Annotated in this window: 10 protein-coding genes; 1 reads left to right on the top strand and 9 read right to left on the bottom strand. The window is 60.6% G+C overall.

What is annotated here, in order from left to right:
• Positions 1–6: 6 nt before the first annotated feature.
• The 6 genes from ACIGJC_RS18700 to ACIGJC_RS18675 all read right to left on the bottom strand — a co-directional run bounded on the left by ACIGJC_RS18700 (position 7) and on the right by ACIGJC_RS18675 (position 8276).
• Positions 7–2364: an efflux RND transporter permease subunit gene (locus ACIGJC_RS18700; protein WP_483713586.1), complete on the bottom strand. Its 2358-nt coding sequence runs from the start codon at positions 2362–2364 to the stop codon at positions 7–9.
• Positions 2365–2383: 19 nt separating this feature from the next.
• Positions 2384–3409 (bottom strand): WD40/YVTN/BNR-like repeat-containing protein, encoded by a 1026-nt coding sequence (locus tag ACIGJC_RS18695; protein ID WP_483713585.1) that lies wholly within the window; start codon positions 3407–3409, stop codon positions 2384–2386.
• 108 nt (positions 3410–3517) lie between these two features.
• Positions 3518–4909 (bottom strand): dihydrolipoyl dehydrogenase, encoded by a 1392-nt coding sequence (gene lpdA, locus ACIGJC_RS18690; RefSeq protein ID WP_483713584.1) that lies wholly within the window; start codon positions 4907–4909, stop codon positions 3518–3520.
• Between the two features lie 48 nt (positions 4910–4957).
• A complete protein-coding gene (locus ACIGJC_RS18685; protein ID WP_483713583.1) occupies positions 4958–6277 on the bottom strand; it encodes a dihydrolipoamide acetyltransferase family protein in 1320 nt (439 codons plus the stop codon).
• Positions 6278–6318: 41 nt separating this feature from the next.
• Positions 6319–7314 carry an alpha-ketoacid dehydrogenase subunit beta gene (locus tag ACIGJC_RS18680; protein WP_483713582.1) on the bottom strand — a complete coding sequence of 332 codons (996 nt, stop codon included), beginning with the start codon at positions 7312–7314 and terminating at the stop codon, positions 6319–6321.
• Positions 7311–8276, bottom strand: coding sequence for a thiamine pyrophosphate-dependent dehydrogenase E1 component subunit alpha (locus ACIGJC_RS18675; protein WP_483713581.1), 966 nt, complete (start codon positions 8274–8276; stop codon positions 7311–7313). The genes ACIGJC_RS18680 and ACIGJC_RS18675 overlap by 4 nt, the downstream gene beginning before the upstream one ends.
• Positions 8277–8568: 292 nt before the next feature.
• On the opposite strand from ACIGJC_RS18675, the gene ACIGJC_RS18670 reads away from it, so the two are divergent.
• Positions 8569–9168 carry a TetR/AcrR family transcriptional regulator gene (locus tag ACIGJC_RS18670; protein WP_483713579.1) on the top strand — a complete coding sequence of 200 codons (600 nt, stop codon included), beginning with the start codon at positions 8569–8571 and terminating at the stop codon, positions 9166–9168.
• An 829-nt stretch (positions 9169–9997) separates the two neighbouring features.
• On the opposite strand, the gene ACIGJC_RS18665 is transcribed toward ACIGJC_RS18670, so the two are convergent.
• The 3 genes from ACIGJC_RS18665 to ACIGJC_RS18655 all read right to left on the bottom strand — a co-directional run bounded on the left by ACIGJC_RS18665 (position 9998) and on the right by ACIGJC_RS18655 (position 13109).
• Entirely contained in the window at positions 9998–11368 is a 1371-nt protein-coding gene (locus tag ACIGJC_RS18665; protein WP_483714469.1) for an efflux transporter outer membrane subunit, read from the bottom strand.
• Between the two features lie 67 nt (positions 11369–11435).
• A complete protein-coding gene (locus ACIGJC_RS18660) occupies positions 11436–12614 on the bottom strand; it encodes an HlyD family secretion protein (protein ID WP_483713578.1) in 1179 nt (392 codons plus the stop codon).
• Complete coding sequence (locus ACIGJC_RS18655; RefSeq protein ID WP_483713576.1) at positions 12615–13109, bottom strand: DUF3302 domain-containing protein; 495 nt, start codon at positions 13107–13109, stop codon at positions 12615–12617.
• Between the last annotated feature and the right edge of the window lie 148 nt (positions 13110–13257).

Below are 13257 nucleotides of genomic sequence, written 5' to 3'. Positions count from 1 at the left end.
ACCGCCTTACCGCCGATCGGCTGGCAACAACCAAGCGGCAAGCGCAGGTAGCAAGAGGATGGCGCCAAGGACGTTCACGAGGAACATGAAGGCCAAGAGAATTCCCATATCTGCCTGGAATTTCAGCGGCGATAGCGCCCACGTCCCCACGCCAATTGACATCGTTACCGCAGTGAAGACGGCTGCAGTTCCTCGCTGGCAAATTGCTTCATAGAATGCAGACCTAAAGTCGGTACGGCCAACCTCCATCTCGTGCTTAACCTGTTCATACAAATAGATGCCGTAGTCCACCCCGACACCAACACCTAGCGCAATCACCGGCAGTGTCGCGACCTTCAGCCCAATATCCAACGCTGCCATCAACGCATTGCAGAGAATCGATACGATTGCCAGCGGCACGATAATGCAGAGCACCGCCGCGAATGAGCGGAAGGTAATGAGGCAAAGAAGAGCAATTGCACCGAAGATCGACAACAGCATGGCGACTTCAGCACGCTCCACCGCCTCGTTAGTCGCAGCCATGATTCCGGCATTTCCGCCCGCCAGCCTGAACGACTTCTCGATGTGGAACTCCGCACCAGGAATTACGTTTTCCTGTTTGAAGCGCTTGATCTCTTTGACGATATGCGCCAGCGTTGCTCCCTGATGGTCCTTTGTGTAGATGAGCACTTGCATGGCCGTACAGCCATTGGTGTTCATTCCCAGATCAGGGTTGTACGCGGCGGCGCCTTGCTGAAGCGCCTGGCTGCTGCGTGGCAGCGCCTGCCACCTCGGATTCCCCTCGTTGTTTGCTGCAATACCCACCTTCGCCATGTCGGGAACACTCACCACCGATTGAACCCCGTGTACTCCACGCATGAAGAGTTCAAAGCGATCCACGGCATTCATCACCGAATAGTGCAGACATGCGTCATCGCTGAAGCCTTTTGCCTCAACCACGACCGTCATGACGTCTACGCCGATGAAGTAGTTGCTCACAATGCTTGCGTTGTCTCTGTTGTATTGAGAGCTCGCACGCAACTCGGGCGCACCATCTCCGATGTCCCCGATTGTCATGAACCGAGAACCGGCAGTTCCCACGACGAGCAGCACCAAGCAAGCAAGCAGAACTAGTAGGGCAGGCCCGCGCGCGGCGCCACCAGAAAGCGTCCACCACAACCGGTTAGCACGATCGTGGCCGCCCTCCTTACGCACCATGGCACTGGGCTCCAGGCGAATATGTGACAGGAGGGCCGGAAGCATCATCTTGTTGGTGACGATCATCAGCAGAACCCCGATGCATGCCGTGATCCCCAATTCGCGAACACTTTCGATCTCGATTCGCATGATGACCGCGAAGCCCAACGCATTCGTCAGCAGAGCCACTGCACCTGGAACGAAGAGCTTTCGGAAAGCGCTGTGCGCCGCGTCAGCCGGATTTGAGCCCCGAATGACTTCTTGCTTCCAGGCATTGGTCATCTGCACCGCGTGGGACACGCCGATGGAGAAGATTAGGAAGGGTACGAGGATCGACAGCGGATCGATACCAAAGCCGATGATCGGCAGAATACCCAGCAGCCAGACCACGGGGAGCAGCGCCACCGTCAAAGCGAGTACGGTGAGCTTCCTCGATTTCGTGTAGAAGTACAGCAGTGTCGCGGTAACGGCGAAAGCGATGGCAAAGAACAGGAAGACGCTGCTCAACCCTTTGACGACGTCACCGATCAGCACTGGAAAGCCGATGATGTTGACTTCGACATTCTGACCTGAGAATTTCTTCCTGACTTCATCGAGCTTACGTGCAACCTCGACATAGTCGACTTTCTGGCCAGTCTGCGGATTGATCTCCTGAAGGTCAGCACGCACCATTGCTCCCTTCAGATTGCTCTGCACAAGGAGGCCAATCACCCCGGACTTAGCAACATTTCTGCGAACGGTGGCAAGTTCTTCCGTCTCACCGCTAAAGCGAGGCGGAACGACTACATCTCCGTAGAAGCCTTTTTCAGTGACTTCGATGAAGCGAACATCTGGGGTGAAGAGCGACGAGACACGGGTGCGATCGATTCCCGGAATGAACATCACCTCGTCGGTCGCTTCTCGCAGTGCGTCAAGGAACGCCTTGTTGTAGATGTCCCCTTCCCCTTTCCAACGTAGGTTCACAAGGATGCGATTGGCCCCCGGGAAGACGTTCAGGTACTCTGAGAACGTCTGCATGTACTCATGCTTCAACGGGATCATCTTGAAGAAGCCGGGATCCAACCGGGTGCGCGTCGCCGAGCCAGCAAACGCCACGGTCATGGCAACAAAGAGCAGGATCAGCCAGCGGCGCTTTGCGATGAGTGTGTCCGCACACCAGTCGACCAGGCGGGATTTTTGCGATTGCATGGTGAAGCTTCCGGAAACGTTAGCGGGACTGGTCAGAGCCAATCTGCGTTGGAACTGTGACCCCGGCCTCGCCGCTGAAAATTAGGGCGCCATCGGCGCCAGCGGCCACACCAGCGAGACTGCGACCTCCTGCGGGTTGGCTCCGAACGAAGGTTTCGCCTCGATCGCTTGAGGTCAGGACTGTGCCGCCCTGCCCCACAAGCACGATGCGTCCGTCCTTCAGCAGGCTGCCTCCGAACAGCGACGATTCAGTACCCGTAGTCCTTGCTTCCCAGGTTTGTCCGCCATCACGGGTGACATAGACGCTTCCACGCATCCCATAGGCAATCCACTCGTCGGAAGACATCCGAATCAGGCCAAAGAGCGAGCCCTTGTAGAACTTTGGGAGGATGTTCCAGGTCTTGCCGGCATCATCAGAGCGAGCGGCCATCCCCTGCTCCCCCACCAGAATCATCCGCGAGTCGTCACCACCAGAAATGGCGTAGATGTGGCTGTCGCCTAGGTCAGTGTCGGGCTTGCTCCACGTCCGACCACCGTCCGACGACATGCGCAGAGTTCCAAATGCCCCGACGGCATACACGGTGGAGGCAGACTTTGCCCAGACGCCGAGAAACGACTCGGAACTTTTTGGATCGTAGTGCACCTCGGTCCAACTCAAACCGCCATCGTTGGTCTTCAGTGCCCAGAGATCATGGCCAACTGCGTAGCCCACTGTTCCATTTGCAAACGAGACTTGGGTAAGAGTTGCGCCTCGCTGTGGGCTAATGCGTGCCGCGTGCCAAGTCCGGCCGCCGTCTTCGCTGGTCAAAATATGCCCCAGTTCACCGACGGCGACGAGACTGCCACCTGGCCGTGCGACACCATTGACGACCATCCGCTGAACGCTGATCTCGGTCTTTGGAAAGCTGGGTTCCGGTCGGTGCGAGAAGGCGATCACCGCTGCGGCGGCTACCACCGCGCAAATCGAGAGCCCGACCAAAGGTGCGCCGATGCGCCTCCTGGGAGCCGTCTCAATTGCATTGCTGGCCATTTGGTTTGGGGCCATGTTTGCTCCTCCAGCCAAGTCCTTCTACGAGGACTGATAGCGGTCAATCGTCTGTGGTTTGCGGGACGTCCGCGAAGCGGTTGCTTGCGGCGGATGTCAACGTTCGTATCAGAGGTGGATTGCTTCCCCGCATGCCGCTGCCACTGCCTCCATGACCGCTTCGCTCATGGTCGGATGCGGATGCACACTGGCAAGGATCTCTTCGGCCGTCGTCTCCAACTTTCGAGCCGCCACGACTTCAGCGATCATCTCAGTGACATTGGCGCCAACCATATGCGCGCCGAGGATGGTGTCGTGCTTGCTGTCAAGGATGATCTTCACGAAGCCATCGCTGTGCCCAGATGCTTTCGCCTTACCCGAGGCAGAAAAGGGAAACTTTCCGACCTTGATGTCCAGGCCTGCCGCTCTCGCCGCCTTTTCCGTGTATCCGACCGAAGCAACCTCTGGCTGGGTGTAGGTACAGCCGGGGACATTCCCATAGTCGATCGAATCCGGCTTTAATCCGGCAATCCCCTCGACGCAGCGGATGGCTTCCGCGCTGGCGACATGGGCGAGCGCTGCGGTGGGAATGCAATCGCCAATGGCGTAGTACCCCTCGACATTGGTTTCATACGCTTCGTTGACAACAATGCGGCCTTGCTCGACACGGACACCAACCTCATCCAGGCCAAGGTTCTCGATATTGGCTGCAATGCCCACCGACGACAGCACGACGTCACACTCAACGGTCTTTGCGCCTTCGGGCGAACGCAAGGACACAATGCAGCCCTCTGGGCGTGCGTGCACCGCTTCGACGGCAGTGGATGTCTTGATCGTTACGCCTGACTTGGCCAGCGATTGGGCGAGCTGCTGCGACACTTCCTCGTCTTCAAGTGGAACGATCTGCGGCAGCGTCTCCACAAGAGTGACCTCCGTCCCGAGGGTGGCATAGAGGTAAGCGAACTCGACACCGATCGCACCCGAGCCGACGATTACCATTCGCTTGGGAAGACTGGACAGCGTCATGGCCTCGCGATACCCGATGATCCGCTTGCCGTCTTGCTTCAACGTCGGTAGTTCTCGCGAGCGAGCCCCGGTAGCCAGGATGATGTGGCCGGCCCCATATTCCTTCTCAGCACCGCCATCATCAGTCACGACTACCTTCTGGCCGGGCTTGATTCGCCCATGCCCCTGAATGACGTCCACCTTGTTCTTCTTCATCAGGTACTTGACGCCATTCATCATCTTGCCTGCGACGTCCCGGCTTCGCTTCACCATCTCGGGAAGGCTTGCGACCGGCTCTTCCATGATCTGCACCCCATAAAGCGCGGCATTCTTCAGGTAGTCGAATACCTGAGCACTCTTGAGCAGCGCTTTGGTCGGGATACACCCCCAGTTCAGGCAGATGCCGCCAAGCTCGGCGCGCTCTACCAGGGCAGTCCTCATGCCGAGCTGCGCAGCCCGGATTGCGGCGACGTAGCCGCCTGGCCCGCCTCCGATGACGATCACGTCGTAGTTCATCGTTCTGGTCTCTGTGGTTCGACAGGGAATGCTCGTACTGCGCGTTGTTTAGTCGAAGACCATGGTTTCGACGCGATTCTTGAACTCGGTCAGATAGCGCACGATCGTGCCGCCATCGAGTGGCCGGTGATCAAATGTCAGGGACGGGCGCAGCACGGGACGTACGGTGACCTCGTATTCGCCCAGAGCACCAGGAACGGCAACGGGCGTGTGCAACATCGCCGGGAAGCCCAGCAGGGCAACCTGCGGCGCATTCAGGATCGCCTCCGCGCGCAGTACCGGGCCGACCGATCCAGGGTTCGAGATGGTGAATGTGCCACCCTCGAGGTCGGCGGGCGTGAGCTTGCCGTCGCGAGCCTTGGCAGCCAGAGTCTTCACGGCAGCATCGATCTCCGAAATGGTCTGCCTGTCCGCATCGCGGATGACCGGTACGACCAGGCCTTCCGGAGTGTCGACTGCGATCCCGATGTGAATGGCCTTCCAGATCTTCAGGCCGGCCTCTGTATAGCTTGCATTCAGTTCCGGGTACTTCTTGAGAGTGGCGCAGGCCGCCTTGATCAGAAAGGCAAGCAGCGATACCGGTGCCTCTGCGCGCTCTGCACGCAGAGCATTGAACGCCTTGCGCGAATCAAGCACTCGCGTCAGATCGACCTGGACGTCGGCCGTCAATTGAGGCGCCTCGGACGCGGTCTCGGAGAGGCGCCGCGCGATGGTGCGACGCCTGGCCGAAAATTCTCTCAACTCGAACGGAACGCCCTCGTAGCCGCGCCAGTCGCCACTGGCTTGGGAGCGGGCTGGGACACTGCGCTTCTCCGGTTCGTCGTGGGGAACTCCATTCACCTGCTGGCTATCAGCAGCGCGCAATGAAACCGAGCGCAGTACGTCGGCGCCGTAGATACGCCGTCCATTCGTGACCCGCTGCACATCCTCTAGCTCAATATCATGCTCTTTAGCCAAGCGCCGAGCATAGGGCGACACGCGCAGCGTAGCGTCTGCGTTCGAACGAGGCGCGGCACCAAGTCGCTTTACCGCCTGATTAGCAGGTTCATCAGGGAGGTCCGCCGCGACTTCCGCGGCCGTGGAGGTGCTCTCGCCCGCCAGCAGTGCAGCAACTTCTGCGGGGCTCGCCCCTTCGTCTGCCAGATAGCCGATCAGGGCCCCCACTTTAAGGTCCGTGCCTTCGCCGACCAAGCGCTTGGCCAGCACACCCGAGGCTGGCGCCTGGATCTCCATGACCGTCTTGTCAGTCTCGATCTCGCACAGAACTCCATCCTGCGTGACTACATCACCTTCCTTCGGCACCCAGCGCAGAATGGTGGCGTTTTCGACCGAGCCCATGAAGGGGATACGTACCTCGGTCAGCTTCACTGTCGCGTTTTCTTTCACAGCTCCACTCGCTCTCGTTCGGATTAGATCGACATCAACTGCCGAGCGGCCTGCTCGATCTCGTCGACGGACGGTATGCAATAGGCCTCCAAGCGAGCCGTCTGCGGGCGAATGGTGTCTTTGCCAGCGACTCGTGCGACAGGGCATTCCAGGTCGAAGAAAGCCTCCTCCTGAATACGCGCGGCAATCTCGGCACCCGCGCCGGCAGTGCGCACGGCTTCGTGCACGACCATCGCGCGGTGAGTGCGGGTAACCGACTCCAGCACCGTTTCCCAATCGAGGGGAACCAGCGTTCGCAGGTCGATCACTTCCAGCTCAATGCCGTCCGCGGCCAAGCGCGTAGCAGCGTCCAAGCACAGCGGCACCATCGATCCATACGTAATGACGGAGATCGACGTACCGGCGCGACGGATCGCAGCCTTGCCAAACGGCACTAGCAGATCGGGATCGCTAGAGACGGGGCCTCGCAAGAACGACAACGTATTCACGCTGTGGAACAACACCGGATTCGGATCACGGATGGCCATCTTCATCAGGCCCTTGGCGTCTGCCGGCGTAGAGGGGATGACGACTTTCAGGCCGGGGCTATGCATGCCGAAGGCTTCGAGGCTGCTCGAATGCTCCGGACCGGCGCCGCCCATGGAACCGTAAGGCAGGATGACGACAGCGGACAGCGTGAACTTGCCACCATGCATGTAGCGCCATTTCGCGAGCTTCTGATAAATCTCATCGCCGGCGATCAAGCCAAAGTCGCCGAAGCCCATGTTTACGATTGGCTTCATGCCGGCAACCGCCGCGCCGACGGTGCAGCCGGCCATGAAGGCCTCGTTGATCGTGGTGTTTCGAACCCTCTCGGTCCCGAACTCGTCGGACAGGCCACGCTCCGCGGCGAACTGACCGCCCCCTGCGGCCATCTGTCCCATCATGAAGACTTCGGGATCCCTACGCATTTCCTCGGCGATGGCGTGGCCGATGGCTGCGCTGTAGGTGAGATTGGTCGTTTCGTTGGTGGTGTTCATGCGTAGACGTCCTTCCAGATGATCGAGAGGTCCGCCTCCGGAGCCGCCTTGGCCTCCTCATAGGCGCGTTGAACCTCTTGCTCGGCGCTCGCGCGCAGCGCTTTCGCGGTGTCTGCGTCAAAGCGAGCACCGAGAACGTCCAGTGGATCCCGGTAGTTCAGGGCATCTGGATCGGTGTCTTTTCGATACTGCTGGGGATCGCCCTCCCAATGGCCGCGCCGGCGTACAACCTTGGCTTCGATCAAAGTCGGCCCTTTCCCTGCGCGCGCCCGTTGGACGGCTTCGGCCATCGCATGGTGGACGGCCACGGCGTCTTGGCCGTCGACAACGACGCCGGGAATGCCATAGCCCGCCGCGTAGTCAGCGATGTCGTCCGTCGGGCTCACCTCGGAAAGACGCATCGAGACGATCAGCCCGTTGTTCTCGCAGAAGTAGATCAGTGGCAGTTTCCAAGTGGCCGCCTGAACCATGGTCTCGTGGAAGGTGCCTCGGGCCGCCGTGCCATCGCCAAAGTTGGCTACGGCAACTTGGCCGGTGCCGCGCAGTTGGGCTGCCAGGGCTGCGCCCGCCGCCAGGGGATAAACGCTGCCCAGCGTCGCGCCTTCGCCCATGACCCCGAGCTCGGGATCACACCAGTGAGGGACGCCCGCTCCCTTCCCGCCGGTCGAACCGGTCACCCGACCGAGCAAGTCGCCCAGAATCGCGTCCGGCGCCATACCTTTTCCGATGGCCCAGGCGCTTCCGCGACCTTGGTAGAAAACGTAGTCGTCCTTGCGCAGAGCCGCCGTAGCGCCAATGGCCGCTGCCTCCTGGCCTTCGCCTGGATGCCACCAACCGTCGATACGGTTCTCTTTGGTGTGACGCCCCATGATCGTGTCGATGTGACGCGCCATGGCCATGCGGGTGTACATCGACGCCAATTGTTCGGGCGCAAGCGACTCTGTGAGCGTCGCCTCATTCATTGCTATGTCTCGCTTCATCCCTTCCCTCTCGGTTAGTGGGAAACCTTGCGGTTCTTCTGTGCACCGGGCCTCGAACCATCGGGGCCGGCGAGCAGTGCCGCGCTGGGATGTACTTTAATTGGATCACTTGATCCAATCAAGTGATAGAAGCAGATATTTGAAGCGGGCTACGGGAAATCACTTAGAATTGGGGAGCCCACCCAAACGAAGGTGTCAAAAAGTCATGGGAAGAAGACCCAAATTTGAGAGAGAGGAAGGAACGTCGGAAGGTGACGCAACTAGAACGGCACTTTTGGACACAGCCGAGCGACTTTTCGCGCTCAATGGCATCGCAAGCACGTCGATTCGCTCAGTCAATGAAGCTGCCGGCTACGGTGCTGCATCGATCCACTACCACTTCGGCAGCAAAGCGCAATTGCTCCGCTCGGTGTTGCTGCGTCGCGGCGAGGCACTCGTCGCAACTTCCGAATCACGGATAGACGCGCTTCTTTCGCAGGACAGCGCGCCCACTGTGCGCGAGATCGTGAGAGCCGCCTTTGACCCGCACGCTGAACTCGTTGAGCGTGCGCCGGTAGCCGGCGGATATTGGGAGCAGATTCTCAGCCGCCTGGGACTCGCGGGTGACCCGTTGCTGACAGAACTCTTCGGCCCTCTCACGTTGAAGTTCAACCAGGCATTGCAACGCGCCTATCCACACGTCTCGCCGACAGTCGTGATTCAACAGTGGTACATCGCCAGCATCTCGATCATCAACTTGTTGGGGATCTATGCGCGATTGACGCCCGAGACGAATGGAGTGAGCAATCAGATCAGAGAAGGATTCTCAACCTCCTCGCTTGAGTTCATCGCATCGGGGCTGGAGGGGATGCTGCAAGCGCAACCGCGCTCGTGATAGACCTGCGCTTGCCCGTGAACCTTGCGCGGGCGCTGCAGTGCACCGGTTCAGTCAGCAGAGACTCATTCACCGTTCATCGGCCAAAGGAGTCGTTTGTCTCGCAGCAGTTGGACGTCTCAGATAGGTCCGCACCGTCTCGACCAGCTATGCCTCGCTGAATAAGGAGCTGCCGGGCGAAGGATGGCCGGCCGGCAGCTCCAGTCGAACTTCTTTCGGGGTTAAGGTCTGCGGCTCGGTCCACGCAGATGCCGGTTTCATTCGGCGTCTTGCTCGGCCGGTTCGTCTTCAGTTCGCAAGCGAGGGACAGATCGAAAGCAAATGCTCGTCCGCGCAGCGAAGCTTGTGAGCGAATGCCGTCCTGAGGTCGCGAAAGCGTTGATGTCACTGGCGGCACGAGTCACCTGACGCCTGCGCACAACGAGCGTCTCTGCTGGTCGCAGGAGGAGCCCGGCCTCACGCCGTAAAGCGTTCTGCGGGACATCACGCAAGCGGCAAATCAAGCTGAACCCGATGCTACGGGATCGGTGACTTCTTTCCAGGCCACGAGCCAAAACCTGCCACGTTCCAGGAGCGCCTGGAGAAACCGAGTCCAGCCCGCTCCGTGCTGAACTCAATGAAGATCTTGACAAGTCGGATGTCTCATTTCGGCCCGGAAGCTGCCGATCATCTCTCGTGAGTTTGAAAGACCGCGATGGGTCGATCTGCGACCCTCGTTCTTCCCCCAGGTTGGCAATATGCTGTTTTTCCTGTGCCGCCACTCGTTGGCAGGATCAAATACTAATGAGATGGCTGAAAGCGCGACCTTCCAGCACGTCCTCATCTTTTATCATTGCGCCTCAGGCACAGCCCCGGAAGCTTCGGCGGCATCGCCCCTCCAGTTCCAGTCTCCCCCTAGCGCCAGCAACAGCGCAATACGCCGGTTGAGATGGCCGCCCCGCACGTTGATGAGGTCCATCTCGGCAGCCAGGAGTGACTGCCGGTCCTTCAGCACGCTGCGGGTGTCGGAGGCCCCAATCCTGGCACGTGCTTCTTCACGCTGGACCAGCACCCGGCTTTCGCGGACCCTGTCCTGCAGTTGCGTCGTCCGCTCGGCATAGTTCGAATCGGCCTGCAACCCCGCCTCCACCTCGCTCAGTGCCTGCAGGGCGCTGTTGCCATAGGCGATCAGGGCGGCCTTCTGCTCGGCCGTGTAGTAGTCCGCGCGGGCCTTAAGCTCTCCGCCAGTAAAGATCGGCGCGAAGATCGAGCCATTCAGCCCCTTGATCGGGCTACCGGCCTGATTGAGCACGAACACGTCGCTGCGGATGCCGGTAATGGCCGCGCTGATGGAAATGCGCGGCAAGCGCGCTGCTTCGGCCGACTGCCTCATGTCGAAGGCCGCGGCAACCTGGTGGCCGGCCGCCGTGAGATCGGGGCGGCGATCGACCAGATCTGCCGGCAAACCTGCCGGCGGCGCCGCCGGCATGGCCGGCAGATCCAGCCCTGGCAGCATCTTGCCAATTTCCCCGGCGGGGTAGCGGCCCAGCAGCAGTTCCAGGGCCTGGGCAGCCTGGCTTCTGGCCAGCTCAGCCGATTTGAGTGCGTCAAGCTGCGACCGGCGCGCATTCTGCGCTTGCACTAGCTCGCTGTCCGGCGCGATGCCGATGGCAACACGCTGGCCGGCGATCTGCACCAGTTGATCCTGGACGTCGACGGCCTGTCGCAGCCGGTCTTCGAGCTGCGCGTTCTGGATCAGCATGAACCATGCCTTGGCCGTGGCCGCGGCCACGACGCGCTGGGCCCAGAGATAGTCGTCCCTGGTGGCAGCGTAATGGGATTTTGCCGCCCGCGACTGCGCACGGATACGCCCCCAGAGATCGATCTCCCAGCTCGCGCCGATGGAGAGGACCTGGGTCTCGGAGTTGCCCGCCCTACCCTTCACGCCTGCGCTCGGGAGCAGGCCGCTGCTCTGGATGGTGACGAGCGCCTGCGCCTGCTGGACGCGCACCGCGGCGAGCCGGAGGTCGCCGTTGTGCGCGATGGCTTCCCGCACCAGCCGCTGGAGCTCAGCATCGTCGAAGGTTGCAAGCCAGCCGTCAGCGGGATTGCCCGCTGCAGCGTCGTTTGCCCAGGCGCGCTTACCTTCGAGCGCCGGGACGGCCTGGTGACGAAGGTCGGCACCTTGGGGCGGCGTCTGCAGGGCGCAGCCGCAGAGCATGGCGACCGGAACCGCCAGCAATGCCGGAATAATCTTGTTGACGTATGACGACGACACGGACATCCCTTTAGTGAAGCTTGAATACCAGGTAGTTCAGCTTGGAACTGACGCGAAGGAAGACCATGCGAATGATGTGAAACATCTTCATATGCTCTGTATAGATCGCGCCCGCCCCGATTGCGCCGACAGGAAGCATCAGATTCCTCGACTCGTCACGCAGGTCCAGCTTGACCGCGAATCGATTCGGCACGATGTCCGTGGCTCCGGTATTCGGGATCATGCCGCCCTGTGCAAATTGCCCTTGCGATTGCGCCCAGACGACCGAGTCCACCTTCGCCTTGATGATCTCTCCCGGACGCGTCGGCAGATAGATCTCAGCAAGATCTCCCTCCCTGACGTTGTAGAGTTCGTTCTGCCTGTAGAAGGCGAGTACTTCCTGCTGATCCTCCACAAAGCTGAATGCCGGCGAGAAGGGGAATGGGACAAGCATGGTGCCCACGCGCACCTGCAGATTCACGACCTTGCCATCGGACGGTGCCCGGTACACAGTCTGGTCAAGCTCCCACCTGGCGTTCTCAAGCATGACTTCGGTCTCCGCACGCTTGGCGCGCGCAGTCGCGATGGCCGCAAACTCGCCCTGACTCTTGGCTGACAGCTTCTGTCTGGCTTCATCCTCGGCGGCCTGCGCGCTGACCAGTTCGCCTTCCAGCTCGCGCTGGCGGGCCAGTGCATCGTCTCTGTCGAATTTCGAGCCTGCCCCGGCCGCAAGCAACGCGTCATGTTCCTTGAGCCGCTGACGGGCCAGCGTCAGCCTGGCCTCCACCGTACTCACCCTGCCGGCCGCGCCACGCACGGACTCGCTGAGTTGGCGCGCCGACGCCTGGGCCTCGGCAAGCGCCGCGTCGTCCGCCATCAACCTGCCCTGGAGTTGCCTGACCGAGGCCTGATACGGTGTCGGATCGATGCGCAGCAGGACATCGCCCTTCTTGTAGCTCCGGTTACCCTCGGCAGCAAGTTCGATGATGCGGCCGCGGACCTGCGGCACTACCTGAAGGACTTTGCCCACGACCCGAATGTCATGGGAGGAAGGCGCCACCACGTTGAGCGTCAGGATCAGCAGCGTCATCGCGATTACCGGGATCGTGACCACGATGACCATCGAGGTGGTGTTCCACGGCAGCCATTTGAACCTGAAAAAGATCAGCCAAACGGCCATTCCGTAGACCGCAAGCAACAGAGCATCCATTCAGATCAGCTCCTTTCCGCCGCGCATGGCGCCGGCGACAGGTTCCATCGTCGACGACCCGAGGGTCACGGCGCTCTGCATTCCGTATGAGACACCATCGCTTGTCCTGGAGGTCGATACCTCGGCGCCATGCGATGGAGCCTCGTCGCCCTCTGGCGCCTTGTCAGTGCCATAGGCCGCACGGTAGAACACGGGCTTGGTATGCGCCCAGAGCCAGGCCAGCGGCCACAGCAGCCCACCAAAGAAGAGCGAGAGCAGGCACAGCGCGTGGATCGCCTCCATCTGCGGATGGCGCTTCCGATGCGCGACCTTCTCCGGCCAGATATGGAGTATCCAGAACAGGTAGACCCCTGCTACTGGCACAAAGATCAATACCACCCAGGAGATGGCATTGGCCGCGTTCTCAAGCGCGTTTCCGCTGAGCGCGGATGCAAAAGCGGGTTCAGTCAGCGCCAGCAGGACGATGCCCGCCAGCAGATTGGGTCGCAGTTTCATGGAGTCGTTCGGGGATGGAGCACGAGGGCTCAGTTTCATAGTGCGCGGGCAGGTTTAGGAGGCAGGTGCCCCACTAGGGAGGCTACTGCGGGGAGCGTCCGTGGGGGTGCGCCCTGCCCTCCGGCCGGATCGCGCGTCTTCTCCGGTC

The organism is Cupriavidus sp. C3SS-1 (genome assembly GCF_057073755.1).
Note: the sequence above shows the minus strand (reverse complement) of the source record. Positions and strands in the feature narration are given on the sequence as shown.

Coding starts and splice junctions, on each gene's coding strand:
- ACIGJC_RS18700 (WP_483713586.1), bottom strand. CDS start 2,364: ATGCAATCGCAAAAATCCCGCCTGGTCGACTGGTGTGCGGACACACTC.
- ACIGJC_RS18695 (WP_483713585.1), bottom strand. CDS start 3,409: ATGGCCCCAAACCAAATGGCCAGCAATGCAATTGAGACGGCTCCCAGG.
- lpdA (WP_483713584.1), bottom strand. CDS start 4,909: ATGAACTACGACGTGATCGTCATCGGAGGCGGGCCAGGCGGCTACGTC.
- ACIGJC_RS18680 (WP_483713582.1), bottom strand. CDS start 7,314: ATGAACACCACCAACGAAACGACCAATCTCACCTACAGCGCAGCCATC.
- ACIGJC_RS18675 (WP_483713581.1), bottom strand. CDS start 8,276: ATGAATGAGGCGACGCTCACAGAGTCGCTTGCGCCCGAACAATTGGCG.
- ACIGJC_RS18665 (WP_483714469.1), bottom strand. CDS start 11,368: ATGCTCTGCGGCTGCGCCCTGCAGACGCCGCCCCAAGGTGCCGACCTT.
- ACIGJC_RS18660 (WP_483713578.1), bottom strand. CDS start 12,614: ATGGATGCTCTGTTGCTTGCGGTCTACGGAATGGCCGTTTGGCTGATC.
- ACIGJC_RS18655 (WP_483713576.1), bottom strand. CDS start 13,109: ATGAAACTGCGACCCAATCTGCTGGCGGGCATCGTCCTGCTGGCGCTG.